The sequence below is a fragment of the Tsuneonella suprasediminis genome, assembly GCF_003605755.1.
GTDB lineage: Bacteria > Pseudomonadota > Alphaproteobacteria > Sphingomonadales > Sphingomonadaceae > Tsuneonella > Tsuneonella suprasediminis.
In genome coordinates, this window is the sequence record NZ_RAHJ01000007.1 from 14789 (window position 1) to 40159 (window position 25371).

Sequence of the window (25371 nt, forward strand, 5' to 3'; positions counted from 1 at the left end):
CCCGTACTTAGTCTTTCTTGTCGTCATCGACCTCGGAGAATTCGGCGTCGACGACTTCTTCATCATCCGAAGCTTCCGAACCGGCAGCTCTACCGGCATCGGCAGAGCCGGCGGCAGAGGCCTGCTCCTTCTCGTAGATCTGCTGACCCATCTTCATGGCAGCGTCGGTGAGGGCCTGAGCCTTCGCGTTGATCGCATCGTGATCGTCGCCTTCAAGCGCCGTCTTGGTTTCGGCGATCGCAGCTTCGACGGCTGCCTTGGTGTCGGCATCAATCTTGTCGCCATGCTCTTCGAGCTGCTTTTCGGTCGCATGGACCAGGCTGTCGGCCTGGTTGCGAGCCTCGGCGGCTTCACGCCGCTTCTTGTCTTCCTCGGCGAACTTCTCGGCATCACGCACCATCTGGTCGATGTCGGCTTCGCTGAGACCGCCCGATGCCTGGATACGGATCTGCTGTTCCTTGCCGGTGCCCTTGTCCTTGGCCGAAACGTTGACGATGCCGTTGGCGTCAATGTCGAAAGTGACTTCGATCTGCGGCACGCCGCGCGGCGCTGGCGGGATGCCGACGAGATCGAACTGGCCGAGCAGCTTGTTGTCCGCCGCCATTTCACGCTCACCCTGGAACACGCGGATGGTCACGGCTTGCTGGTTGTCATCCGCGGTGGAGTAGGTCTGGGTTTTCTTGGTCGGGATCGTGGTGTTGCGATCGATCATGCGGGTGAATACGCCGCCCAGCGTCTCGATACCGAGCGACAGCGGGGTCACGTCGAGCAGGAGAACATCCTCGACGTCGCCCTGCAAGACACCCGCCTGGATGGCGGCACCCATGGCGACAACCTCGTCGGGGTTAACGCCAGTGTGCGGCTTCTTGCCAAAGAAATCCTCGACCACTTCGCGTACCTTGGGCATTCTCGTCATGCCGCCTACCAGGATCACTTCGTCTATCGCCCCTTTGTCGATCCCAGCGTCAGCCATGGCCTTCTTGCAGGGTTCGAGCGTCCGCTTGATCAGGCCGTCAACCAGTTTTTCGAGGTCGGAGCGGGTGACTGTCTGGACCAGGTGCAGCGGCGTCGTGGTGCCGCCTTCCATGCGCGCAGTAATAAAGGGAAGGTTGATCTCGGTCTGTGCTGCGCTTGACAGCTCTATTTTGGCCTTTTCCGCCGCTTCCTTGAGGCGCTGCAGGGCGAGCTTGTCGGTTCTGAGGTCCATATTTTCCTTCTTCTTGAAGGAATCGGCGAGATATTCCACCACCGCGCTGTCGAAGTCTTCGCCGCCGAGGAAGGTATCGCCATTGGTCGACTTCACCTCGAATACGCCATCACCGATTTCGAGGATCGATACGTCAAACGTACCGCCGCCGAGGTCGTAAACAGCAATAGTCTTGCCTTCGTCCTTATCGAGTCCATAGGCGAGCGCCGCAGCAGTCGGCTCGTTAATAATGCGCTCGACTTCGAGACCGGCGATTTTGCCGGCATCCTTGGTCGCCTGGCGCTGGGCATCATTGAAGTAGGCCGGGACTGTTATTACCGCCTTCTCGACTTTGTCCCCTAGGTACTCTTCGGCGGTTTCCTTCATCTTTTGCAGGATGAAAGCGGAAACCTGGGAAGGGCTGTACTTCTCGCCGCCCGCTTCAACCCATGCATCGCCGTTGGGCCCCTCGACAATCTTGTATGGAACAAGCTCCATGTCTTTCTTGGTGGTCGGATCGTCAAACCGCCGACCGATCAGGCGCTTGATCGCGAACAAGGTGTTATCCGGGTTGGTCACGGCCTGGCGTTTGGCGGGCTGGCCGATCAGGCGTTCGCCATCCTTGGTGAAGGCGACGATAGACGGCGTGGTGCGCGCACCTTCCGAATTCTCGATCACTTTGGGCTTGCCACCTTCCATAACGGCAACGCAGCTGTTGGTTGTTCCGAGGTCGATACCGATAACTTTAGCCATGGTTTGGAGCTCCAGAAAACAATAGATTAAGATGTGTTCAGGCTTGGGTTCGCCGTCCCCCTAACGCAGAAGGATCACGTCAGCGCTCTGGCTGGATCGGCTGGCGGAATGGTCGTATGCGCGCGGCAGCCACAAGACTGCGCGGACCCCACGGGGTGATCGAGGCACCAAGCTTATGCTGCCTCCAGACTTCTGTGCGAAGCGCTGTGCATGAGTAAGTCCGAGCCCAAGGCGATGATCAGCGCCCCAATTCGAATAGAACGGCTCGAAAGCCAGCGCGATCGTATCGCGTCTGAGCCCAGGGCCATTGTCGGCAACTTCAATTTCAATCCGCTCGGGGAGAGCGTCAATTGCCGGGCGGTTCCTCAAGCGCAAAGATACTTTCCCACCATTTCCTCCGGCAGCCAGGAATGCATTTTCAAGCAGGGCCGATAAGGCGCTGGCGAAAGAGGCAGGGGCAACCCGAACCGGCCACAAACCTGTTTCAAGTATCTTTTCAAACTCCACTTCCACTGGAATCCCTGACTGGATCTGGTCCATCAAATGCTTGATCAATTCTGGCACATCGACCAATTCCTGAAGCGGCGAATTAGCAGCTGGAACAGACAATTTGCTTACTAATCTGGCCGAATTGAGGAGCGCCATACGCATCTTGCGACGAAGCTTGATCGCCTCCTGCTCATCGGCGAATTCCAACGTTTCAAGGCCCGCAGCCAGCACGGCAAGCATGCTTGTCAGGTCTTCCGTCGATGGCAGAGGGGTCACTGACGACGTTCCTGCTGGCATCATGTCCCGAAAGCTACTTTGGAATTGACGCTTCATGACCGGCCTCCTGTGCCAAAATGTACCTCTAGTCGCTTCTCAGGCAAATCCACTGATCCAGATCAGGCGTTTCGGATCAGCCTTGCCTGTCCCAATGTGATCGCATTAGACACCCAGCTTCGAGCGGGGATTGTATTCATTCTTTTCTCGCCATTCCTTGGCCCACGCTTCCAGGCTTTTATCGTTCTGCGGAAGGTCGACCATCAACCGCACCAGTTGATTGCCGCGCCCACCTTGGCGACGGGCCATTCCTTTACCCTTGATGCGCAGAACTCTGCCCGAGGTGGATCCCTTCGGCACTGTTAGCATGATCGGACCATCGATCGTGGGTACGCGCACCTTTGCGCCGAGTACGGCCTCGTCCCACCGGATTGGCAGGTCGAGGCGAATGTCGTCCTCATCCTGTCGGAAGAAAGGGTGGAGCGTGACGGTCAGTTCAAGAATCGCGTCACCGCGCCCTCCCGGTCCGGGCCGCCCTTTGCCCGCAACGCGCAGGCGATCTCCACTCTGGGTTCCCGGAGGGATCTTGACCTCGAGTTGCTCGCCGCCATCGAGGTTGATTGCGAATGGTTTTGCAGTGGCGATATTTTCGAACGGGACATTTACCGCATAGAGCACATCGCTTCCTCGCGGGCGATATTCGCGCCCGCCAGCCCCGCGACCCCGCCCAAAGAGATCGGCGAAGATGTCCCCCAATTCCTCCGAATCGCCAGAGAAATGAAAGGATGTCGCTCCATCCTGCGCCGATCGAAACGGTCCTCCGCCCGAGAACGGCCCATGGCCCTGGAAATCTTCGAAACCGTAAGGTGCGCGCGGGTTGCCGTGCTCGTCGATCTCGCCGCGGTCGTATCGCGCGCGTTGCTCGGCATCGCTCAAAAGATCATATGCTTGGGTGACTTCCGCGAACCGGGTCGCCGCGTCGGGCTTGTCCTTGTTGCGATCGGGATGAAGCTCTTTGGCGAGTTTGCGATAGGCTTTCTTGATCGCAGACTGATCTGCTGTGCGCGATACGCCGAGTATCGTATAAGGATCTGCCATTAACTAAATCACCTGAAATTGGGATGCAGGGCGGAAATGCGGGTCAGCCAATATGTGCCTCCACCCATTGGCGAAGCGCGGAGGGGGGTAAGGCACCGGATCGTTGATCGACCAGCCGTCCATTCTTGAATATTAACAAGGCGGGGACGCCCTGCACGCCGTACCGGGCGGCAAGTTCGGGAGCCTTGTCGATATCGACCTTTGCGAACCTGGCGCGCGGTTCGATTGCAATCGTGACCTGGGCAAATGATGGAGCCATGGCGCGGCAGGGACCGCACCACGTCGCCCAGAAATCCACAACGACAGGTATGTCGGATCGTGTGATATGGCGATCGAACCTCTGGCCCAGCAGGTCGACGGGCGAACCATTGAACAGCGCCTTGTGGCATTTGCCGCATTTTGCGGCCTGGGCTGGCCGATCAGGCGGGATAGCGTTGACCGCATCACAATGTGGGCAAACTACCTTGATATTGTCGGCTTCCATTCGCCGCCCTTCCCTTGCTTGTCGTGCGCTCGCGCTGCTCAGATCTGGGATGGAATGACGAAAACGAGACCTTCTTCGCCCTCGTCGACCTTGACGGTCGAACCGTCAGCGATTTCGCCGGCCAGCAGCTTTTCCGCCAGCGGATCCTGCAGATAGCGCTGTACCGCTCGCTTGAGCGGTCTGGCGCCATATACCGGGTCGTAACCCACTCGACCGAGCCAGTTGCGCGCGCCTTCGGTGAGGTCGAGCGTGATCTTCCGGTCCTTCAGCAGCTTCTGGACGCGCTTGACCTGGATATCGACGATCGGTGCCATGTGTTCTTGGCTCAGGCGATGGAACAGAATGATTTCATCAAGCCGGTTGAGGAACTCGGGGCGGAAGTGGCTGCGCACCACGTCCATCACCTGCGGCTCGACATCTTCCACCTTCTGATCGTCGGTGAGGTTGGAGAGGAACTGGCTGCCGAGGTTGCTGGTCAAGATGATCAGCGTGTTCGAGAAGTCCACCACCCGGCCCTGCCCGTCGGTCAGGCGACCGTCGTCGAGTACCTGCAGCAGAACGTTGAACACGTCCTGATGCGCCTTCTCGACTTCGTCGAACAGCACCACCTGGTAAGGTCGCCGCCGCACCGCCTCGGTAAGCACGCCGCCTTCCTCGTAACCTACATAACCCGGAGGCGCGCCGATCAATCTGGCGACCGCGTGCTTTTCCATGAATTCGCTCATGTCGATGCGCACCATGGCGCGCTCGTCGTCGAACATGAACTCGGCCAGCGCCTTGGTCAGCTCGGTTTTGCCAACGCCCGTGGGGCCAAGGAACAGGAAGCTGCCCAATGGCCGGTGCGGATCCTGCAAGCCAGCGCGTGCTCGGCGCACGGCCTTGGAGACAGCCTGTACCGCCTGCTGCTGGCCGATCACGCGACGACCGAGAAACTCTTCCATCTTGAGCAGCTTCTCGCGCTCGCCCTCCATCATCTTGTCCACCGGCACGCCTGTCCAGCGGCTGACAACAGAGGCGATGTCCTCCTCGGTCACTTCCTCGCGCAATAACGCGGTCTTATTTGCACCACGTGCCTCTTCAAGCTGCTTTTCGAGGCTCGGTATCGTGCCATAGGACAGCTCGCCCGCCTTTTGCAGGTCGCCCGCGCGCTGCGCCTGCTCCAATTCGAGCCGGGCCAGGTCGAGCTGTTCCTTGATCTTTGCCTCAGCCTGAATCTTGTCGCGTTCGTTCTGCCAGCGCGTGGTCAGCTCGCTCGATTTCTGCTCGAGCTCGGCCAATTCTTTGCGCAAGGTGGCGAGCCGGTCCTTGCTCGCCTCGTCGCTTTCCTTAGCAAGCGCGCTTTCCTCGATCTTGAGCTGGATAATGCGGCGGTCGAGGTTTTCGATCTCTTCGGGTTTGCTTTCTACTTCCATGCGGATGCGACTCGCCGCCTCGTCCATCAGGTCGATCGCCTTGTCGGGGAGGAAGCGGTTCTGGATATAGCGATCGGATAGCTGCGCAGCGGCCACGATCGCGCTGTCGGTAATGTTTACCCCGTGGTGCAGTTCGTATTTTTCCTTCAGACCACGCAGGATGGATATCGTGTCCTCTACGCTCGGCTCGTCGATATAGACCGGCTGGAAGCGCCTCTGGAGTGCGGCATCCTTCTCGACATATTTCTGGTATTCGTCGAGCGTAGTCGCGCCGATCACGTGCAACTCGCCGCGCGACAGCGCAGGCTTCAGGAGGTTCGAGGCATCCATGCTGCCCTCGCTCGCGCCCGCTCCAATCAGCGTGTGCATCTCGTCGATGAACAGGATGATCTGCCCATCGGAATTTTTCACCTCGTCGATCACGGCCTTCAAGCGTTCCTCGAATTCGCCGCGATATTTCGCACCCGCAATCAGCGCGCCCATGTCAAGCGCCATCAGCGTGCGGCCCTTGAGGCTGTCGGGCACATCGCCATTGGCGATGCGCAGCGCCAGCCCCTCGGCGATCGCCGTCTTGCCCACGCCGGGATCACCGATAAGAACGGGATTGTTCTTGGTCCTGCGGGCCAGAATCTGGATTGTGCGACGAATCTCCTCGTCGCGGCCGATCACCGGGTCGAGCTTGCCGTCGCGCGCCGCTTGGGTCAGGTCGCGGGCGTATTTCTTGAGCGCATCGTAGCTCTCTTCTGCGCTTGCGCTATCTGCGGTGCGACCGCCGGTCACTTCCTGAATCACCGCCTCGAGCGACTTCGCATTCACGCCGGCAGCCTGCAAAGCCTTGCCTGCGTCGGTGCTGTCGGAAAGGGCCATGGCCTGCAATATGCGCTGTACAGGAACGAAGCTGTCGCCGGCCTTCTTTGCCAGCTGTTCGGCCTGATAGAGCAGGCGAGCCGAATCATTGTCTAGGGCGGGCGGCGTCTGCGCTCCGGAGCCGGAAACCGCCGGGAATTTATGCAATGCCTTTTCAACCTCGCCAATGGCGGCAGGGGGGCTACCGCCTGCTCGCTGGATGAGCTGCGCGGCCATGCCCTCCTCATCTTCGAGCAATGCCTTGAGAATATGGACTGGCGTGATGCGCTGATGGCTCATGCGGACGGCAACTGTCTGGGCGCTCTGTAGAAAGCCCTTGGCCCGGTCGGTGAATTTCTCGAGGTTCATCGCAAAGGGTCTCCAAGCGTAATTACGATCTCAAATGGGACGTTGAGCAGGCACTAGCAGGAAATCGAATTCCCGTCTGCTCACATATCAACCCGCAACGACGCCAGCCTCTAAATAGAGCCATCCTCTAAATAGAAAAGCCATTCTCGTCCTGACATAAATCAGTGGGTGGGCCGATCTGCTTCCTATGGTACGCTCGTATCGCCAGATGACTGTCGAGTCGGCGAGGATAGCGGAAATGGCATTGAAATGCGGCTCTCGCGAGTTTACGAACGGAGGCGCAGTCAGCGATTTCACCCGTTCGAAACTTTGATGGAGGTGGTGATGGAGCAAATTGCCAAAAACGAGTGGGCAGAACTGTGCGATCGCATTAGCAAGCGGTTGAATGGCCTGCGCGCCGAAATCGAGGTCCAGTCGCTGGATTTGGGCGATCAGATCGAGGCCGAATTTCTTCCTATCCTCGGTATCACCTATGATCACAAAGACGATGTCGTGGTCATCGCCCTTGAGGGGCTTGCTCACCTGATCCCGCACCCGGTCGATATCCAGACCAAAGGCTACGGTGATAATATCGAGGCAGTCCTTATTGTGGACAAGGAAGGTGTGCGGCATCTCGCATCATTCCGGGAGCCGCTTAAGTTGCCACCCCCTCCTGCGGAGTAAGCTTCACTTCCAGAAGCCGACTTGTGGTCCAACCATCAAAGAAGGAGTTCCGCCATGACATTCAGAAATCTTGCCCATGGCGTTGCCGCCATCGCATTGCTTGCGGCTACGGCCTGTTCCGATAATGCCGAGGAGGCGGCGGGCGGACAGGAAGCTTCGGCTAGCGCAACCGATACGGATCAGGCTGCGGGCGGCGCCACGGCCGAGGATCAGGTGCAACTCGGAACTCTGCTGAAGGAAGCGGTATCCGCTCTCGATGAAACGCAGGCGGCTATCAGCGCCATTGACGCGGGCAATAATCAAGAGGCGATCGACGCTCTGGCCAGGGCCACGGGCAAACTTGAGATCATCCTGACGCGCGAACCCAACCTGGCACTTGCTCCGGTGGCCAATTCGGTCATCGAACATGATGTTCTTGCAACGCCAGGCGATGTCAAGGCGCTCTCCGACCGGATCGAGGATCTGACTGATGAGGGACGTTTGCAGGAAGCGAGGCGGCTTATGGAAGGCCTCGCAAGCGAGATGGTTATCAGGACCAGCAACCTTCCGCTGGGTACCTATCCTGATGCCATCAAACGCGCGGCCGCACTGCTGGACGAACAGAAGCCTCAGGAGGCCAAGCTCGTCTTGCTAAACGCCCTGAGCACCATTGTCGTGACCGAAACCATAATTCCGTTGCCGATCGTCCGTGCCGAGACAAGCGTCGAGGCCGCGCGCGTCGTTGCGGCAAAAAAGGACCGCACGAAAGAAGACAACCAGGCAATTGCTGCGGAACTGCAAAAGGCCCGTGAGCAAATCGAGATGGCGCAAGCGCTCGGTTATGCGACCAAGAAGGATCTTGACGATCTGCAGGACGCGATCAAAGAACTTGAGCGAGAGACTGGCGAAGGTAACGCCGCAGATCGCTTCTTCGAACGCATCAAGGGGCTTTTCGGCAAGGCCCGTGAAGCAGTACAGCCGAAAAAGAATTGAGAGCTATACTCTGGTGGTGCGTTCCAATGAACGCCGCGCACCGTCAGGAATCTTGTTTTCGCTGAATTCCGATCTCAACGTATGGGGCTACCGATATGGCAACACTGGCACATAAAATCCCTTTCCCGGTCTGTAGTCTAGCAGGAAACTGGTGGGCATTTGTTTTGCGCGGTGTGCTTGCCCTGATCCTTGCGGTGCTCGCGGTGCTGATGCCTGCCAGCGCCTTGCTCGGGCTGACAATCATCTTCGGTGCCTTCTCGATGATAGACGGAATATTCTCGCTTATCGCGGCTTTTCGTAACATCCGCGCGGGTGAGAAGTGGGGTTGGCTGGCATTCAACGGCGTGGTCGGCATCGGTGCTGGTATTGTCGTGCTGATAGCTCCGATGATGGCCAGTTTCGCGCTTTCGCTGTTCCTTTGGTGGATGATCGCATTCTGGTCGTCCGCCTCGGGCATCGCCCAGATCGTTACCGCCATTCGGCTGCGCAAGGAAATCAAGGGCGAGTTTTGGCTTGGGCTAGGGGGTCTGTTGTCCCTTGCGCTGGCCGGCTTCGTAATCTGGATGCTCCTGACTGCTCCCGTCGAGACATTCCTCGCCTTGGGCTGGGTTCTCGCGTTCTACGCCGCGATGTTCGGAACTGTCATGCTGCTCCTTGGCTTTCGCTTGCGGCGCGCATCGAAGGGGGATGATGCACGGACGCAGTCGGCGAGCTAGGTGGCTTTGCCGCATCATGAAGCGGTTTCTGGCATCAGGATCAATCACATGAGCCAATCCCGAAGTCTCGTCTCGGCGGAGCACTAGATTTGGAGCGGGTTGGCAAGCATCTGACGGCAAGGGGGCGATGGAGGTAAAAAGGCCGCGCATTCGTGAGATCGTATGGCTCGCTGGCATCCTTGCCGCATTGGTCTTTGGATATGCGCTCTACCATGAGCTCTATGTCGGCGCGTCCAGATTTCCGTTCGCGCAGGAAACTATCCTTGTCTTCCTTGGCGCTGTCGCGACGATCTTTCTCACCGCGATGCTGCTCAACCGCCAGACCGAACTCGAACTCAGCAAAGAGGCCCGCGTCCATCTGTTCGACCAGAAGAACTCGGTTTACATGGCGGCGATCGAAAAGGTCGCAGAAATCGCCGCAAAACGCGACCCCGACCCGGATCTTATCGATGAATTGCGGGTGATTGGGCACAAGTTGGCAGTGATCGCCAGCCCCGAGGTGATCAAGTCCTTCCAGTCGGTGCTCGACAGGCTGTTGCGCGGACTGAACGACGGAAACCTGACCAACGCCGACGCAGAAGAGGTTATGCATGCCGTCGCCGAACTGACACTCGGAATGCGATCCGACATGCTTGACGAGATCGGGAGCGCCAAGAATGACACCGCACAGGAACTGATCCGCCGCAACTCTCGGCAGATGGAACGGCTCGATGATCTGGACGAAGCGTAACGGGCAGCAACGATAAAGCGTAAAGGACCTGAACATGCACAGAGACCATAATCGTCCGCCGCGCCTATCGAAGCAGCCCGGCACGAATACTATCTCCGCCGAAATTCCAGTGGCAAAGATCTATCAGGAACCGCGCTCCACGCTTCAGGGCGGGCACCGCCCGCGACCGTGGTTCCTTGAGTTCGAGGCGAGAAGATCACTGGGCCGCGACGCATTCACGGGCTTGATCACCAATGATGATCCATATCGCCATATCCGTGTTCAGTTTCCTGACCGGGACAGCGCTATCGGCTTTGCCGAAAGGCAGGGTTGGAATTACAGGGTCAGCCAAACCTCCACGTTGCACCACGTTGGCCCGAAAGTCGACGAGCTTTATCGTGGTTCAGACGCCCCTGGAAACTGGTCGATACGATGGTCAGGCGAGGGGAAACAGATTTCCCGGAACCGGCTGTATCGAGGCGCGGAAGCCGGCGAGCGGGCCGAGCGCCAAAAGGAGTTCGACCCTGTAGATGAAGCGCTGCTCGAAAGCTTTCCAGCCTCCGATCCGCCGGCATTTACGGGCTCAACAATTGGCTAGGCCAAAAGGTCGATGCAGTCGAAAATAAGCGAGTATCAGGTGTCAAATGTAATCGACGAATTCGAATTGCAAGCTCTCTCCGTTTCCTCATCCCTGCTTGAAGACGCAGTGCGGATCGTGTTGGTGGTGTGTCTCGCTTCGTTGGCGGCAGCTCTGCTTTCGCGCCTGATGCGGCGCATAGAACAGAAGATGACAAGCAAACGAAGTGATCCAGATCCTTTAAGGAGGGTTGCAACTGCATGCAGGGCTGGTCTGATATTCGGGCGCATCGTGATATGGTCAGTTGCCGGGGTGACCTTGCTCTCGATCATGGGCGTATCCATAGCGCCTTTGCTGACTGCTGCGGGAGTGGCCGGAATTGCAGCAGGTTTTGCCGCGCAGAGCCTGGTGAAAGACTATTTTTCCGGATTTATCATTCTGCTTGAAGGGCAGCTGCGCGTCGATGACATAGTCGAGATCGGTGGCCATATCGGCGTGGTAGAAGAAATTACGCTGCGAAGCATTCGCCTGCGCGATTACGATGGCAACGTGATCTTCGTGCCATGCGGGAACATTACCAATGTCGTGAACATGACCATGGAATATTCCAGGTCGGTGATCGATGTCGGTATCGCCTATCGCGAAAAGACAGACGAGGCGTTGGGCATTATGCACAGCGTTGCCTCGCAGATGGCTAAGGATCGCGCCTTTGCAGACCGCATAATTGATGAGCCCGAAGTTATCGGTGTGGAAGCGCTCGGTGACAGTGCCGTCATATTGCGACTGCGCCTGAAGGTGACGCCAGGAGCACAATGGGAAGTGCGCAGGGAGTTCTTCCGCAGGATCAAGCAGGCATTCGACGAGACTGGCATCAACATACCATTCCCGCACCTTACCCTGTATCCGGGGCTCCCGAAAGATGGCCCTGCCCCTCCGCTGAACATCCGGCTTAGACAAACCGAGGCTGCGGTGAAGAATGCTTGAAAGACGACCGCAAGGATAAACCAATGCTCGCGAATTTTCTGAGATTGCGCAAAATGACACGTGCAGAATGGTCTGCGATGTCCCTTTACGAGAAATTCGAGGACGCGATTGTCATCGTTCTCAGCGGAATAATCGCAATCGTCGTGATTGCGGCGGTTTGGTCATTGCTGCGCGAAGTTGTCACAAGCCTTGTCTTGGGCGCTCTCGATCCGCTCGATTTTGCCACTTTCCAGACTGTCTTCGGAATGATTTTTACTGTTGTGATTGCGCTTGAGTTCAAGCGTTCATTGCTCGTAGCTGCCGATAGGGGATTCGGTGTCCTGCAGGTGCGAACGATTATCCTGATTGCGCTGCTGGCAATTGTGCGCAAGTTCATCATTCTCAATCTGGCAGACACGAGCGCCGCGAAGGTCGCCGCGCTTTCGGGGGCTGTGCTGGCACTTGGTGCGGTATTCTGGCTCGTTCGCGATCAGGATCGGCAGGAGCGGCTTGAGCAAGTACAGGAATAGGACTGGTCTAAAGCCGTAGCAAGCGCGGTTACAGACAGAAAAAGACAGGCACACCCGTGCGAGCGCGCCTGTCCGGCTTCCAGGAGAAATGCTGCCTTAGAAGTTCATCGCCGGCACGGGAGCAGGAGATGCGTCTTCCTTCGGCAGTTCAGCGACCAGTGCCTCGGTGGTGATCAGCAGCGAGGCGACCGAAGCCGCATCCTGCAGCGCTGTGCGCACCACCTTCGCCGGATCGATGACACCCGACTTCACCAGGTCTTCATATTCGCCGGTCGCGGCGTTGAAACCATGGTTGTAGTCGTCGCCTTCGAGCAGCTTGCCGACGATATAGGCACCGTCTTCACCTGCGTTCTCGGCAATCTGGCGAGCCGGGGCACGCAGGGCGCGACGAACGATATCGATACCGGACTGCTGGTCGTCATTGGTAGCCTTGAGGCCTTCGAGCGACTTGAGCGACCGGAGCAAGGCGATGCCGCCGCCCGGCAGAATGCCTTCCTCGACCGCCGCACGGGTTGCATGCAGCGCGTCGTCGACGCGGTCCTTGCGCTCCTTGACCTCGACTTCGGTCGCACCGCCAACGCGAATAACGGCAACGCCGCCAGCCAGCTTGGCTACGCGCTCCTGCAGTTTTTCGCGGTCGTAGTCGCTGGTCGTGGTCTCGATTTGGGCGCGAATCTGGCTGACCCGGGCGTCGATGTCGGCCTTGTTGCCGGCACCATCGACGATGGTCGTGTTGTCCTTGTCGATAATGACCTTCTTCGCCCGGCCGAGCATGCCGATCGTGACATTTTCCAGCTTGGTGCCGAGTTCCTCGCTGACCACGTTGCCGGCGGTGAGGATGGCAATATCCTCCAGCATGGCCTTGCGGCGATCGCCGAAGCCGGGTGCCTTGACCGCCGCGACCTTGAGGCCGCCACGAAGCTTGTTCACCACCAGGGTGGTCAGGGCTGTCCGTCGTCAGAACATTCGGCACAACTCGCGGCGTAGATTAGCGGAGTGCGTGACCGGCCCCCACTGAGTGGTCCGCGTTGTTTGTTAGTGTAAAACTGCCTCCGGCGCCATGGCTGGCCGCAGGTGAAGCGTAGTGGAACCGGAGGGCGGCCATGGCGGCGTTACCGTTTCCGGAGCCGGAGGTCGATAGCCCAACGAACTGTGCGGCCTGACGGTGTTGTAGTGTCTGCGCCAGGCCTCGATCAGGATCCGAGCTTCGGCCAGGGTGTAGAAGATCTCGCCGTTCAAGAGCTCGTCACGCATCGAGCCGTTGAAGCTCTCGCAGTAGCCATTCTCCCAAGGGCTGCCAGGCGTGATGTAGAGCGTCTTCACGCCGATCTTCGCCAGCCACTGCTGGACAGCGTTGGCGATAAATTCCGGACCATTGTCTGACCGTATGTGCGCCGGCGGCCCCCGTGTGACGAACAACTCAGCCAGTGTTGCCAGAACGTCCTCGCTTCGCAGCCGTCGCGCGACGGGTAAGGCGAGGCATTCGCGGCTGGCCTCATCGATGATCGTCAGGATGCGGAACTTGCGTCCATCGTGCGTGCGTCCTTCAACGAAGTCGTAGGACCACACGTGCCCCGGATACTCCGGCCGTAGGCGGATACATGATCCGTCGTTGAGCCAGAGCCTTCCACGCTTCGGTTGCTTCTGCGGCACCTTGAGCCCCTCGCGGCGCCAGATGCGCTCCACCCGCTTGCGGTTCACATGCCATCCCGCATCGCGCAGCAAGGCCGTCACCCGGCGATAACCATAGCGACCATACTGCCGGGCCAGGGCAATGATATCCTCGGTGAGTGCGGCTTCGTCATCTGCCCCGCGCGGCGCCTTGCGCTGTGTCGATCGATGTTGCCCGAGCACATGGCACACCCGCCGCTCGGACACCGGCATCAGTCCCCGGATATGATCGATACAGCGCCGTCGGCGCGCAGGGCTCAGAAGTTTCCCCTGGAAGCTTCCTGCAGGATCAGCTTGTCGAGTGTCAGGTCCGACACCGCCCGACGCAGCCGGGCGTTCTCCTTCTCCAGCTCTTTCATGCGCCGAGCCTGATCCATCTTCAGGCCGCCATATTCCTTGCGCCAGCGGTAGTAGCTTTGTTCGGTGACGCCGATCCGCCGGCAGGCATCTGCCACCGTCCCGCCCTGTGCCAGCACGATCTCGGCTTCACGCAGCTTGCCGATAATCTCCTCCGGCTTGTGCTTCCTCGCCATTCCATTCCTCCTTCGTGGCCAATTCTAAAATAGAAATTGGGCCACTCAGAAGGGGGCAGATCAGATGCAAGCGGTAAATCGGGGTGTGTTGGCACGTAGTCGGATGCTGTCATCTGTCCGGCCTCGATGAGCAGCGCCATAGCTGCGGGCCAGTATGGGAGTTCGCGGACCGGATCCATTTCAGCTTTGCGCGCTTGGCTAGCGCTCTGCCGTTCTCTGGTTCTTCCAGCCCCGTCTCGCCGACTGTTGTGCCATACCCTCCTTCGACCGCCTACGTCCCCGACGCCTCTGGCTGCCGCCTCGGCTTACGCCGCGACCGCCGCCGGAGCTCTGTAATCTTCCTTCTTGGTGAGCAGCGCCCAGACCATGCGCGCCATCTTATTAGCGAGTGCGACCGAGACGAGCATGCGCGGTTTGCGCGCAAGCATTCGCTCCAGCCACGAGCCTGCCGGTGCACCGAACCGACAGGCCTGCCGCACCATTGAGCTGCCGCCGATGATCAGCAACCGCCGGATCGTCCGCTCGCCTATCTTCGATATGCTGTCGAGCCGTTGCTTGCCGCCGGTCGAGTGCTGGCGCGGCGCATGGCCGAGCCATGCGGCAAAGTCCCGCCCTTTGCGGAACGTCTCGATCGGCGGGGCCAGCGCGATGATGGCGGTGGCGGCGACCGGGCCGATACCGGGGATGGTCATCAGCCGCCGGACCGCCTCGTCCTCCTTCGCCCGCCGCGCGATCTCACGGTCGAGCACGGCGACCTGCTCACCGAGTTCGGCGAGGAGATCGATCATCAGCTTGAACATCGGCCGCGCCGCCTCCGGCAACGTCGAGGCCATCTCCTCATCCTCGAGGAGGTCTGCGAGCATCGTCATGTGCGCCGTCCCGCGCGGCGCCACCCAGCCAAACTCCGCCAAATGACCTCGGATCGCATTGATGAGCTGGGTGCGCTGACGCACCACCAGATCGCGTGTGCGGAACACGAGCCCGGCAGCCTGTTGCTCCTCGCTCTTTACCGCAACGAAGCGCATGCCGGGGCGCTGCGCCGCCTCGCAGATCGCCTCCGCGTCGATCGCATCGTTCTTGTTGCGCTTCACGAACGGCTTCACATAGGCCGGCGGGATCAGCCGCACCTCATGCCCCATCGCCTGAAGCTCGCGTGCCCAGTGATGGGCCCCGCCGCACGCCTCGAGCGCAACAACACATGGGGCCTGACCGGCGAAGAAGTCGAGCAGCTTGCTTCCCGTCAGCTTGCGACTGAACACCATCGCACCGCGCTCATCGGCGCCATGCGCGTGGAAAACGTTCTTGGCGATATCCAGACCGATTGTGATAACTTCCGACACGGACGCCTCCCTCAGTGGTGTTTCAACACCTCCACTTTGGCACATAGATGCCGCCGGGGGGCGTCTACCCCATCAGCTTTCGGGTCACAGCGCAAACATCGCCAACGACCGAGATTGGGGCGCAAAGCTGCCGGAAACACCGCAGCAGAACACGCGCGTTGGATCTTCACTCTACGCAGAATCCACCACTCGAAACACCGCCCCTGTACCAGCCTCTCGAACCAGATCGACACCCATTCCGTCCCAGTGGTAGTCGAGGTGACGTCCCTGAGTGGGGTCGGATGCACAATCCGGGTAGAACAAGCCGACACATTCACCACCCGGATGCCGGATGCTCGGATAGACAAGACCTTCGGCCCCGCCCCCTTTAAGCTCAACAGCGAGGGCTTGCGATGCAGCATAGTTGTCGGGATCAAGTGCGGGATCGCCTGTCGCAAGGTTCCTGAGATCGTGAGGATCGGCGCTTACCGAAAGGATGATCTCACGGAACTGCGAGGTCCAACCTGGCGCTTCGGAAGTGCGAGCCATGAAGCGGGCATGATGATGGATTGTCTCGAACAGCGCAGTTTCGAATGCATCCCCCGCGTATAGGACGCCGTAGGTCCCATCAGTGAAGCGACTTGGTCGGTCAGTGCTGACATGCGTGAACGGGGCCATCAGATAGGATGCGCCGTTGCCCCCTACCCGGCGCTCAGCAGGTACCAGATCGAGATTGCCGATCGTCGCCATAATGCGGGGATTGGTTTTTTGCTCGGCGGAGATCAGCAGCGGCCAATCTGCAGGGTCTGCGATGTCTTCGAACAGGTCAATCGGTGGAAAGGCACTGCGGATAATCCGTACAGCACCTTTCCACTCGACCTGGGCAACCGGAATCGCCTTGGGATCAATCACCAGGCACCACGTTCGGCATCAAGATAGCGACGCACCCGCATGATATCGGTCAGCTCGCCGCCAAGCATGACGTCGAGCGCACTCGCTCCGGCAAAGGCGGCGTTACCTGCCTTAATCCAGGCGTAGCCACGTTGGGCTTCGGAAAAGATGATCCTCAGCGCCTTGTGGATACCCATCAGGTTGGAGAGCCGCGCCGCACCATCGCGCGAGACACGGCCCGGCCCCTCAGCTTTCCACCGCCGGAAGGAGCGAACCGGCATGTCGAGCAAAGTCGCTGCCTGCTCGTCTGTGAGTTCCCATTTGCCGAACAGGTTCAGCACGGCGCGAAACATCGCCGATGCTTCCTCCTGAGTTATAGGATCGGGTCGGAAGGCGTGGGGGACGGTATCAACGGGTTGCAGTGCCAACATGAGCATTCTCCATATGGCATCATATAGCACTTTGAATGCCAATTGGCAAGGTGATGATTTCTCATCCCACAAGTCGCGCCAAGACCGCCACTGCGCTCGTCGTCGGAACAAAAAGCCGCGTCTGATAGCGTATGATCTCGGTGAAGCACCCATGTGCCTTGTACCAGTCGAGGCGCGACGCCGACCAACCAGCCAGTTCGAGCCGCTGCGCGCCATTGACGAGGCTACGCTTGAGCGTAAGCGCTTCGCGGCTTTTAATTTGCATCGGCCGCCCGGTCCCGAGCACCGCATCGACGATTTGCTCTGCCGAGAAGGCATGTTCGTCTTCGAGCCCTAGCGCCAGGCATAGTTCGGGCACGCAATGGAGCGGAACCTCCCGGCCTAACAGCGAGCGTCCGTCTCGCGCCGAAATCCGGCTGACGCGAACATAGTCGGAAGGGAGTTTGTCCCACACCGGAAGCAGCAGGCCCGTTGCAAGATGCAGTCGCTCGCGCTTGTGATTTGATGCGGCGTCATCGACCTCCACCTGCCACAGGCGGCGAAATTCGGTTGGATCCACCGTTTCCCAGCTGCTCTCCGCGAGTTGATCGGCAGTAATGTGTCCGTGCTTTAAGGGACAAACTAGCTCGAAGCGGGCCACACGCATACCTTCGTCGGTGAGCAGACTTCGCGCCGGGACAAGCAGCCCGATCCGGCCTGAGCGCGCATTACGCAGGAACTGCTGACGCGAACCTGAAAAGCCGTAGAGCTCCTCGAGCCGTTCGAGACGCAAAGGCTTGAGCGCGCGGGCAATCTCGAGTTCCAGGAGATGCGTAGTCGCACCCGACAGCGCATCGGTGCGCAGTAGCGTATCGGTCAGCACCTCGAAATGCTCGACCGCAATGGTCTCGACCCCAATGTCGAGCGTACCCGCCTGGCGCGCTGCATCGATCCGCGCTTCGACGAGGCCGAGAAACTCGTCAAATATGCCGTTTTGCAGAGCAATCGGCAACGCGAGGATGCGATTGAGCCAGCGCTGGATTGTTGGCAGGTCATCGACCATCCCGCCGTCGGACCCTTCTACCCTGAGCCCGCTCAATTCCTCAAACCGAGAAAGCGTAACGGCTTCCAGCTTGCCTGCGAACAACAGGCTGAACCAGCGATGAAGCGCCTCCTTGGCGTAGGCGCTCTCGAGATTGTCGGCAGGATCGAAGAGGTTCTGCCCACCCGTCTGGCGCTGCCCGCGGGTTAGCGCGCCGAGGCTGTCTAGCCGACGTGCAATGGTCGATATAAACCGACGTTCGCCACGCACATCGGTTGTCACCGGGCGGAACAGAGGGGCAGATGCCTGATTGGTGCGGTTGGTACGGCCAAGGCCCTGAATTGCGGCATCGGCCCGCCAGCCCGGCTCAAGCAGGAAATGGACCCGGCGCATCTGGTTCTTTGCCGCAAGGTCGGCATGATAACTGCGGCCGGTGCCACCGGCATCGGAGAAAACGAGAATTCGCTTGGTTCCGTCCATAAAATCTCGCGTCTCGGCGACATTGGCGCGCGGAGAGCGCGACTGGAGCACCTGGCACCCATCGCGTCCGACGATCAGGCGGCGGGTACGGCCGGTGACTTCGGCGACCTGATCGACACCGAACCGTTCGATGATCGCATCGAGCGCCGTCGCGATCGGCGGCAAGGCACAGAGCTGCTCGATCATGCTATCGCGCGCGGCAAGCGCCGAACGACAGAGAACAGGGGCACCGTTCTCATCACTCATCGGTTCGGACCGGGCATTGCCATTCTCGTCCGTAAACACGGCCATCAACCGAACCGGGAAGCTTTTGGTGAGGTAATCGACCACGTATTCGCGGGGGGAGAGATCGATTTCGAGTGCTTCGCGTTCCGCATCTGAGAGATCAGCGAGGCGGCGGTTGAGCATGGCTTCGGCTGTCGAGACGAGTTGCACGACAACCGCGTTGCCGTCCGCAAGTGCCGTGTCGATCGCGGGCAGTAGGCTCGGCAGCTTCATCGATAGAAGGAGCTGCGCGAAAAAGCGCTGCTTGGTGCCTTCAAAAACCGAAAGCGCCGCCGATTTGGCACCTGAATTGAGTGTCTCGCCACTGTCAGTGTCGACGATCCGCGTTGCCTCGAGAGCTTCGCGCAGGTTGGCATGAATGATTGCCCAGGCGTCTGCATAGGCGTCATAAACCGCTACCTGGTCGGGGGTCAGGCAATGCTCGAGAATCTCGTACTCAACTCCGGCGAATGAAAGTGCCCTCGCCGCGTACAGCCCCAGTGACTTCAGATCGCGCGCGACCAGTTCCATTGCAGCGATACCGCCATCGCGGATATCTGCGACGAAGGCTTCGCGATTGGCAAAAGCCGTCTCGGGACCCCAGAGGCCAAGACGGGTGGCATAGGCGAGATTATTGACGTCGGATGCCCCGGTCGCCGAAGCGTAGAGCACGCGGGCGCGCGGCAGCAGATTCTGGATGCGAACACCGGCAATGCCCTGCTCCGATCCCTTGACCTTACCACGTGAGCCCTCCCCGCCTGCGGCGTTGGCCATCGCATGGGCTTCGTCGAAGACGATGAGCCCGTCGAAGTCCTCCCCTGCCCATTCGAGAATCTGATCGAGCCGGGTCGCGTCGCTTCGACCCGAACGCAGTGTCGGATAAGTCACGAAGAGTATGCCCTCGCACATCCCGATCGGGACACCGAGCTTCCATTGGCCAAGGGGCTGGACGTCGATGGGAAGGCCGCCGAGCGCGCTCCAGTCGCGGCGGGCATCTTCGAGCAGAGCTTCGTTCTTGGAAATCCAGATGTGGCGTCGTTCGCCCCTCACCCATCGGTCGAGGATAACGGAAGCGACTTGCCGGCCTTTGCCTGCACCAGTTCCGTCACCAAGAAAGTAGCCCATGCGGTAAGCACGCCCCTCGGCGCTCGCCTTCAAGGCGCAGCCCTTGTCGTCGGGCTCGAACCGGCCGGGCAGGTCGCGAGCATGCGCGCTTGCGGCATAGATCAGGGTCTCGGCCTGCGCAGCGGATAAGACGCCTCCAGCAATGATGCTCGAAGGAAGCTGAGGCACCACTTCGGGCACGGGTGCGGTTATCGAACCCATTGCGACGGACTCGACCAGCGGGGTCGGGTGGGAGACCGCATCTGCAATTGAGATCCGGCTCGGTCGGTAAGGCAAATAATGCCCAACCTGGCTTTCGATCGGCGCAGGTACTTCGAGCGGAGAAAATTCAAGCGGCAGGATCGACGGCGCCGCAGCGGCTGGATGGCCCCTTAGCGGAACCGGCTTCGTTCTGTTCGCAACCAGTCGAAGCGGCAAGGCTGGCTTGATGCCGATGCTGGGCTCGGCGGGCACGCTTACCCGGTCAGGCAGCATATCGATCAGCAGATTTAGCTCGGCAAAGTTTGCCGGCTGGGCGATGATCGGGCTGGTACCACCATCAGCCTTGTCGAGTACCAGGAGCCGGGTTGAGATTGAGGTGCCCTGCTTGACGAAACCGCGCTCGATCGTTGCGTTGAGGCGCAACGAGAAGGGACCGGCGATCCCGGCAAGGAATTTCGGAAGCTCGAACCACTCGGGCATCACGGCGACCAGGCGGCCACCGGGCAGAAGGCGCTTCCAGGCAGAACGCAAGTGCCGATCGCCAGTGCGGCTATCGTGGCCCCTCTCGACACTGTGTGAATAGGGCGGGTTCATCAGCACCACGCTCGGACCCAAGTCGGGCGTGAGAAGTTCGTCGATCAGTTCCCCGTCAAATCCGGTGACTGTCGCTTCCGGAAACATGGCGCCCAGACATTCGCGACGCAGCGGCGATATCTCGTTAAGGGCAAGACGCGCATCTGCTTTTGCCGCCCATACGCCCAGCATCCCGGTCCCGGCCGATGGCTCGAGAACCAGTTCATTGGCAGAAATCGCGCATGCCTTTGCAGCCATCCAGGCCAGACGGGGCGGCGTTGCGAATTGTTGCCACTCGATCTGCTCGTCGCTCCGGTTGGACTGGGTCGGGACCAGACATTCAAGGCGCGTGAAAGCCTCATCGGCAAAGCTGGATGACATTGCAGGTGAGAATTCAGTTGCCTGCGCCAGGAACAACACCTGCGCCAATTCAAGTGCTGCATGGGCATCGCGTACGGACCAGCGTCCTTCGGCGTCGCTACCGCCGAAGTGATCGGCCATTGTTGCATTCACAGTGAGCCGTGAAATTGCTTGATCTGCAGCGAGCCGCGCGGCCAGCGCCCTCGCCGCTGCCAACACTTGCGGCTCGGCGGGATCGGAGAATGCGAAAGCGGTATTTGCGTGTAACATGAGAGACCTCCTGAAGAGGCCCTGGGTTTGTCCGGGTGTCCGTTCGGATGGATCCGCCCGGGGGCCTCACAAGGCCCCAAGCCCGCTTTCCTCTCACCGACATTCAGACCGCAGCTCGGACTGAGCGCATGAGCACATCATTCCAGTCGTCGCCGGTTAGCTCCGGACGCTTGGTGACAATCAGCCGCCCTTCGCAAGCATAAGCCTTTCGCGCACGCTCTTCAGCAAGGCGGCCGCCCGCATCATTATCGACAAAGAGAAACAGCTGCCGCACCGATTCCGGGATTGTGGCCAGGCCGAAGCGTTCGTTTCCCAGCGTCGCCCAGCAGGGAACATTGAACATTTGCATCGCTGAGAGGGCCGTTTCGTTTCCTTCTGCGAGGCCAAGGCGTCCACCATCGGGGTACGCGAGACGCACCGCGCCAGAGCCGGAACTGCCTAACGCACGCCTAGGCTGATCGAAAGAAGCCAAGCTGGTTTTGTCGAGGTCGAGGAAGGAGCGATGCAGCGCCAGAATTCCGGCATCATTACGCACGGCCGCCACCATCGCGGGTAGAAACCGGACAGCACCCTTTGGCCCCAGCGGCATATGCGGGTGGAAACGCAGCTCCGGCGAAGAAATCGTGATGCCTCTGGACACGAGGTACTTCTCGGCGGGGCTGCCAGCGATGGTCGACGCCTCACGCCAGAGCCTCAGCGCATTGCGATTGGCGACTTCCTCGCGCGGTTCGGCCACGATCGGACCACTCGTGCCATCGAACAGGTCCGCAATTCGTATTCCGAGCCCGGCCATGGCGTCTATCACCGCCTCGTTCGTGCAGCCGGCAAAGCAATGAACAAGAATTGCGCGCTTTCCGAGTGTGATGCTTAGCGAAGGAGTGCGGTCGTCGTGGGCCGGGCAGCAGCACATTCCGCGCGAGCGCGACCAGGCACCGCCCAGCTGCTCGACTATCTTGCGCGCGCGGTTTTCCAGTTGCAGACCTTGGAATTGGGATGATCGGTGTTGGTGCATGGGGGCATCTCCATCGTAACGTGCCTCCACCCGCGCAGCCTCCGCTCTGCGTCGCTGACGTTTCATTTTCCTACATCCGATGTTCTATATATGTTCTTTCCCGATTCGACCACCAAAGGATTCGGGAATGAGACTGAAATGGGCAGTAGCCGCAGCGGTAACGGTAGGATTTGGGCTCGCGCTCCCCGCTCACGCGCAGGAACTTGAGCCCACTCAGATGACCGTTGCCTCGGAGTTGACGACCGATGGCTTCCGCGTTGCAGAAGGGACTGATGGCTTCCTTCTCGTCGAACATGGCATTTGGAGAAAGCCTCCAACGGCCTCGTCCGAGCCGCCGGCTACCGATGCGGGTCGAACCTATCTGCCCTATCGATATCCAAAGCCCCAAGACAGCGCGCCATCGGGCTTTCGTCGGGCAAGCTACCTTCCTCATGTTTACGCTGCTGAGGCTCAATACTCGCTACCAAGCGGCCTTCTCGACGCTCTTGTATGGACGGAATCACGATATAATCCGATGGCCATCAGCAAGGCCGGGGCCGCAGGCTTGGGGCAATTGATGCCAGGGACAGCGCGGGACCTTGGCGTTTCAAATCGCTTCGATCCCAAGGCGAACATCTTGGGTGCGGCCCGATACCTACGCCAGATGCTGGACAAGTTCGGGGTGGTTCATCTGGCCCTCGCTGCCTACAACGCAGGTCCAGGAGCCGTCGAGCGCGCAGGCGGTATTCCTCGCAATGGCGAGACGCCGGCCTATGTGCGCGAAGTGCTGCGCCATTGGCGTTTTTGAAAGGGGGAGGTTGTGAGCGCGGGTCGAATACGCGTATCGGGGACATTAAGCCGTGGCAGGCGCGGAATGATCCTGACTACTGCTGCTGACGATGTCTGGATTATCGAAGGCGATGATGTCGGTGAGGACTTCATCGGATATACAGTGACCGTTGACGGCGTTGTCGCGGGCATGGATCGGATACGCGCCGACTGGCTTGGGGTGGAGAGTCATTCTTCCTGACTGTCCTGCGGCGGATACTTCGCGACGAGCAGTAGAACCTCCCTGCCCCACAGCGCGAGAGCTTCGCGTTTTTCATTCGTGTACTGATGCCGATGATAGACCCCGGCGACACCAGCCATTGCCGAGCCGGACTGATGATTGAGAACGGCCTCTGAAACGACCAGCGGTATTCCAATCCTCTGCAGTCCGGTCGCCACCGTCCGGCGAATGTCATGCATGGTAAAATGAGCGGCTTCATAGCCGAGTTTCTCGTCCACGCTTGCCCTTATCCGCTTCCAGGCCTTTGACAGCCCACTGACACTGTTTGTGCTGGTGACCTTGGATGCCAGTAGAATTTGGGATTGCCTGTGAGCGTCTTCAGGCGCGATCCCGGCGGCCGCGAAGATGTCGGTGACGACCTCGAGGGCCTGTGCGGATAAAGGCACCACATTTGCCTTGCCGTTTTTCGCTCTATCTCCTGGTACAGTCCAAACTTTCCCCTTGAAGTCGAATTCGTCGCAAGTGGCGTCGAGCACCTCTCCCCGGCGCTGGGCCGTGAGAATCAACATCTGCACAAGATGACCAAACGGATAGCCATCCTCGACGGCGGCTTGCCACAGTGCAGCGACCTCTCGATCGCTGAGCACCCGGTCGCGAGGCTCGCTCCTTTTTGGGCGCCAGGCGTCCCGGCACGGATTGGCTGGCAAATGTTCAAGTCTGGTGAGCGCCCATGAGTAGAACGTCGAAAGGTGCCGATAAACGATGCGAGCCATCGTCAGGGTTTCCTTGCCCCGCTCAAATGCGATCTTCTCTACGAAGCCGCTGACGTCGCTTCGGGTGATCGAATCGGCGAGGCGGTCGCCTAGCTCAGGTTCGATGTACTTGCGGAAAACCCGGTCGAACTCATTCGCGCTCCGCTTTTTGCCAACGATCTGTTGAGCCAGATATGTCTCGTATAGCTCGGCGACGGTGCCGACACCCTTCGATCCCTTCTTCTTTGCTCCCGGCTTTCTGGCGATGCTTTTGCCTTGCTCAACGTCGACGAGCAGGTCCCGCGCCTTCCGACGGGCGTGTGCAAGAGTGAAATTCGGGCCATGCCGCCCGATAGTCACGTTCAACCATTTACCTTGAACGCGCTTACGCAAGATATACGTTTTGGTGCCGCTCGCTCCCATTCGGAGCCGCAGACCGGTCACGATGCCATCAGCGACCTCAATTTGCCCGCTTGCAGGCGCTTTCAAACCTGCGATCCGAGCATCCGTCAAACCAACTTTGTTCGCCATATGTCCCTGCTACCTTAGGTAGCTTTTTATAGTGGATACTGGCGAACATTTCAAGAACAATGCGGACTATGAATCGCGGATTTCAGCCATTTTTGGACGCATGCGGAAGCGCAAGGACCCTCTGATTTCAGCTCTTAATCAGCGGGTCCTAGGTTCGAGCCCTAGTGCGTCCACCATTTTTCTTCCTTGACAATCAAGAGTTTACGTCGAGGCCGGCGACAAGCTTGAGCCGCGGGCGGCTCTCACTGTGACCATTTTTGTGACCTGAGCTTTCCAGCTTTTCCGGGCAGTTAGACTTTTTCGTGTCTGTGACCGGATTAATCAGCGGGTCTGTGCCCGGTACAATCAGCTGGTCGGCATAAGGCTGGAGATGCTTCACCGACATGTGCGCATAACGCCGCACCATCGATTCCGATTTCCATCCCCCCAGTTCCTGAAGCACCCAGGTGGGCACGTCATTCTGCCGGAGCCAGGTCGCCCAGGTGTGCCGCAGATCGTGCCAGCGAAAATCCTCGATCCCGCAGGCCTTCAATGCCGCACGCCAGGTCCGCGTATTCGCATTGGCAAGGCGCTTGCCCCGAAATGTGAACACATGAACCGGATGCTTGCCCTTCTGCCGCCGTAATACGCCAAGAGCCGCCTCGTTCAGGGGCACGCCGAGCGCCTCCCCGTTCTTGGTCTCGCCATATCCGATCGTGACGATGCGCCGGGTCATATCGACCTGATCCCATCGCAGATGGAGTATGTTGCCCTGACGCAGGCCGGTCGACAATGCGAACAGCACCACCTCGCGCTGGTGTTCAGGAAGCCGACCCATGAGCTCGGCGGCCTGATCGTGGGTGAGAAACCGCACCCTGACCCGGCCACTGCGCGCATAGGTCTTGAACGCCGGCACATGCGCGATCCATT

At 59.5% G+C, this 25371-nt stretch carries 22 protein-coding genes, 1 tRNA gene and 1 pseudogene; 10 read left to right on the forward strand and 14 right to left on the reverse strand.

What is annotated here, in order from left to right:
* Positions 1-7: 7 nt before the first annotated feature.
* The 5 genes from dnaK to clpB form a co-directional block, all read right to left on the reverse strand.
* Positions 8-1939, reverse strand: a complete 1932-nt coding sequence (gene dnaK / locus D6858_RS02115; protein ID WP_120106766.1) for a molecular chaperone DnaK — start codon at positions 1937-1939, stop codon at positions 8-10.
* A 60-nt stretch (positions 1940-1999) separates the two neighbouring features.
* Positions 2000-2761, reverse strand: a complete 762-nt coding sequence (locus D6858_RS02120; protein WP_120106768.1) for a sensor histidine kinase — start codon at positions 2759-2761, stop codon at positions 2000-2002.
* A gap of 105 nt (positions 2762-2866) precedes the next feature.
* Positions 2867-3799 carry a DnaJ C-terminal domain-containing protein gene (locus D6858_RS02125; RefSeq protein ID WP_120106770.1) on the reverse strand — a complete coding sequence of 311 codons (933 nt, stop codon included), beginning with the start codon at positions 3797-3799 and terminating at the stop codon, positions 2867-2869.
* A gap of 43 nt (positions 3800-3842) precedes the next feature.
* Entirely contained in the window at positions 3843-4283 is a 441-nt protein-coding gene (gene trxC / locus D6858_RS02130) for a thioredoxin TrxC (RefSeq protein WP_120106772.1), read from the reverse strand.
* 38 nt (positions 4284-4321) lie between these two features.
* Entirely contained in the window at positions 4322-6910 is a 2589-nt protein-coding gene (gene clpB / locus D6858_RS02135; RefSeq protein WP_120106775.1) for an ATP-dependent chaperone ClpB, read from the reverse strand.
* A 324-nt stretch (positions 6911-7234) separates the two neighbouring features.
* Here clpB and D6858_RS02140 point away from each other — a divergent pair, with 324 nt between their 5' ends.
* The 7 genes from D6858_RS02140 to D6858_RS02170 all read left to right on the forward strand — a co-directional run bounded on the left by D6858_RS02140 (position 7235) and on the right by D6858_RS02170 (position 12040).
* On the forward strand, positions 7235-7573 hold the full coding sequence (locus D6858_RS02140; RefSeq protein WP_240623647.1) for a DUF5335 domain-containing protein: 339 nt from the start codon (positions 7235-7237) through the stop codon (positions 7571-7573).
* 54 nt (positions 7574-7627) lie between these two features.
* Positions 7628-8545, forward strand: a complete 918-nt coding sequence (locus tag D6858_RS02145) for a YfdX family protein (protein WP_120106779.1) — start codon at positions 7628-7630, stop codon at positions 8543-8545.
* 95 nt (positions 8546-8640) lie between these two features.
* Entirely contained in the window at positions 8641-9261 is a 621-nt protein-coding gene (locus tag D6858_RS02150) for an HdeD family acid-resistance protein (protein ID WP_120106781.1), read from the forward strand.
* A gap of 127 nt (positions 9262-9388) precedes the next feature.
* Entirely contained in the window at positions 9389-9991 is a 603-nt protein-coding gene (locus D6858_RS02155; RefSeq protein ID WP_120106783.1) for a hypothetical protein, read from the forward strand.
* Between the two features lie 34 nt (positions 9992-10025).
* On the forward strand, positions 10026-10568 hold the full coding sequence (locus D6858_RS02160; protein ID WP_120106785.1) for an NADH dehydrogenase ubiquinone Fe-S protein 4: 543 nt from the start codon (positions 10026-10028) through the stop codon (positions 10566-10568).
* 12 nt (positions 10569-10580) lie between these two features.
* A complete protein-coding gene (locus D6858_RS02165) occupies positions 10581-11531 on the forward strand; it encodes a mechanosensitive ion channel family protein (protein ID WP_120106787.1) in 951 nt (316 codons plus the stop codon).
* A gap of 53 nt (positions 11532-11584) precedes the next feature.
* Positions 11585-12040: a phosphate-starvation-inducible PsiE family protein gene (locus D6858_RS02170; RefSeq protein ID WP_240623648.1), complete on the forward strand. Its 456-nt coding sequence runs from the start codon at positions 11585-11587 to the stop codon at positions 12038-12040.
* Between the two features lie 96 nt (positions 12041-12136).
* On the opposite strand, the pseudogene groEL reads toward D6858_RS02170, so the two are convergent.
* From groEL to D6858_RS02205, 7 genes and pseudogenes are all read right to left on the reverse strand, one after another.
* Positions 12137-12988 (reverse strand): annotated as a pseudogene (groEL, locus tag D6858_RS02175) (chaperonin GroEL); the annotation flags it as partial.
* An 87-nt stretch (positions 12989-13075) separates the two neighbouring features.
* Positions 13076-14244 (reverse strand): IS3 family transposase gene (locus D6858_RS02180; RefSeq protein WP_240623649.1). Its coding sequence is split into 2 segments (ribosomal slippage): positions 13076-13986 and positions 13986-14244, totalling 1170 coding nucleotides; the frame shifts between segments, so codons are not numbered across the junction.
* Between the two features lie 305 nt (positions 14245-14549).
* Entirely contained in the window at positions 14550-15584 is a 1035-nt protein-coding gene (locus D6858_RS02185) for an IS110 family RNA-guided transposase (RefSeq protein WP_120106791.1), read from the reverse strand.
* A gap of 171 nt (positions 15585-15755) precedes the next feature.
* Complete coding sequence (locus tag D6858_RS02190) at positions 15756-16475, reverse strand: RES family NAD+ phosphorylase (RefSeq protein WP_120106793.1); 720 nt, start codon at positions 16473-16475, stop codon at positions 15756-15758.
* A complete protein-coding gene (locus D6858_RS02195) occupies positions 16472-16885 on the reverse strand; it encodes an MbcA/ParS/Xre antitoxin family protein (RefSeq protein ID WP_120106811.1) in 414 nt (137 codons plus the stop codon). Before D6858_RS02195 ends, D6858_RS02190 begins: the two co-directional genes overlap by 4 nt.
* Before the next feature lie 61 nt (positions 16886-16946).
* Positions 16947-21179, reverse strand: coding sequence for a bifunctional class I SAM-dependent methyltransferase/DEAD/DEAH box helicase (locus D6858_RS02200; RefSeq protein ID WP_120106795.1), 4233 nt, complete (start codon positions 21177-21179; stop codon positions 16947-16949).
* 103 nt (positions 21180-21282) lie between these two features.
* The gene (locus tag D6858_RS02205) at positions 21283-22191 is read right to left on the reverse strand and encodes a DUF7146 domain-containing protein (protein WP_120106797.1); all 909 of its coding nucleotides are present in this window, start codon (positions 22189-22191) and stop codon (positions 21283-21285) included.
* A gap of 127 nt (positions 22192-22318) precedes the next feature.
* Between D6858_RS02205 and D6858_RS02210 the strand changes: the two genes are divergently transcribed.
* Both D6858_RS02210 and D6858_RS15720 read left to right on the forward strand, forming a co-directional pair.
* Positions 22319-22978, forward strand: a complete 660-nt coding sequence (locus D6858_RS02210) for a lytic transglycosylase domain-containing protein (RefSeq protein WP_120106799.1) — start codon at positions 22319-22321, stop codon at positions 22976-22978.
* A 12-nt stretch (positions 22979-22990) separates the two neighbouring features.
* Positions 22991-23200: a DUF5818 domain-containing protein gene (locus tag D6858_RS15720; protein ID WP_276308679.1), complete on the forward strand. Its 210-nt coding sequence runs from the start codon at positions 22991-22993 to the stop codon at positions 23198-23200.
* On the opposite strand, the gene D6858_RS02215 is transcribed toward D6858_RS15720, so the two are convergent.
* Positions 23188-24462: a tyrosine-type recombinase/integrase gene (locus tag D6858_RS02215; RefSeq protein ID WP_120106801.1), complete on the reverse strand. Its 1275-nt coding sequence runs from the start codon at positions 24460-24462 to the stop codon at positions 23188-23190. The two genes, D6858_RS15720 and D6858_RS02215, sit on opposite strands and share 13 nt — an antisense overlap.
* 94 nt (positions 24463-24556) lie before the next feature.
* On the opposite strand from D6858_RS02215, the gene D6858_RS02220 reads away from it, so the two are divergent.
* Positions 24557-24638: transfer RNA gene (locus D6858_RS02220), tRNA-OTHER, on the forward strand.
* 17 nt (positions 24639-24655) lie between these two features.
* On the opposite strand, the gene D6858_RS02225 is transcribed toward D6858_RS02220, so the two are convergent.
* Positions 24656-25371: site-specific integrase (locus D6858_RS02225; RefSeq protein WP_133305220.1), on the reverse strand; the 716-nt coding region annotated here is incomplete at its 5' end.

What these genes read in the sequence shown, in the direction of transcription:
- dnaK (WP_120106766.1), bottom strand. Translation starts at nt 1,939, where the DNA reads ATGGCTAAAGTTATCGGTATCGACCTCGGAACAACCAACAGCTGCGTT.
- D6858_RS02120 (WP_120106768.1), bottom strand. Translation starts at nt 2,761, where the DNA reads ATGAAGCGTCAATTCCAAAGTAGCTTTCGGGACATGATGCCAGCAGGA.
- D6858_RS02125 (WP_120106770.1), bottom strand. Translation starts at nt 3,799, where the DNA reads ATGGCAGATCCTTATACGATACTCGGCGTATCGCGCACAGCAGATCAG.
- trxC (WP_120106772.1), bottom strand. Translation starts at nt 4,283, where the DNA reads ATGGAAGCCGACAATATCAAGGTAGTTTGCCCACATTGTGATGCGGTC.
- clpB (WP_120106775.1), bottom strand. Translation starts at nt 6,910, where the DNA reads ATGAACCTCGAGAAATTCACCGACCGGGCCAAGGGCTTTCTACAGAGC.
- D6858_RS02140 (WP_240623647.1), top strand. Translation starts at nt 7,235, where the DNA reads ATGGAGCAAATTGCCAAAAACGAGTGGGCAGAACTGTGCGATCGCATT.
- D6858_RS02145 (WP_120106779.1), top strand. Translation starts at nt 7,628, where the DNA reads ATGACATTCAGAAATCTTGCCCATGGCGTTGCCGCCATCGCATTGCTT.
- D6858_RS02150 (WP_120106781.1), top strand. Translation starts at nt 8,641, where the DNA reads ATGGCAACACTGGCACATAAAATCCCTTTCCCGGTCTGTAGTCTAGCA.
- D6858_RS02155 (WP_120106783.1), top strand. Translation starts at nt 9,389, where the DNA reads ATGGAGGTAAAAAGGCCGCGCATTCGTGAGATCGTATGGCTCGCTGGC.
- D6858_RS02160 (WP_120106785.1), top strand. Translation starts at nt 10,026, where the DNA reads ATGCACAGAGACCATAATCGTCCGCCGCGCCTATCGAAGCAGCCCGGC.
- D6858_RS02165 (WP_120106787.1), top strand. Translation starts at nt 10,581, where the DNA reads ATGCAGTCGAAAATAAGCGAGTATCAGGTGTCAAATGTAATCGACGAA.
- D6858_RS02170 (WP_240623648.1), top strand. Translation starts at nt 11,585, where the DNA reads ATGACACGTGCAGAATGGTCTGCGATGTCCCTTTACGAGAAATTCGAG.
- D6858_RS02195 (WP_120106811.1), bottom strand. Translation starts at nt 16,885, where the DNA reads ATGTTGGCACTGCAACCCGTTGATACCGTCCCCCACGCCTTCCGACCC.
- D6858_RS02200 (WP_120106795.1), bottom strand. Translation starts at nt 21,179, where the DNA reads ATGTTACACGCAAATACCGCTTTCGCATTCTCCGATCCCGCCGAGCCG.
- D6858_RS02205 (WP_120106797.1), bottom strand. Translation starts at nt 22,191, where the DNA reads ATGCACCAACACCGATCATCCCAATTCCAAGGTCTGCAACTGGAAAAC.
- D6858_RS02210 (WP_120106799.1), top strand. Translation starts at nt 22,319, where the DNA reads ATGAGACTGAAATGGGCAGTAGCCGCAGCGGTAACGGTAGGATTTGGG.
- D6858_RS02215 (WP_120106801.1), bottom strand. Translation starts at nt 24,462, where the DNA reads ATGGCGAACAAAGTTGGTTTGACGGATGCTCGGATCGCAGGTTTGAAA.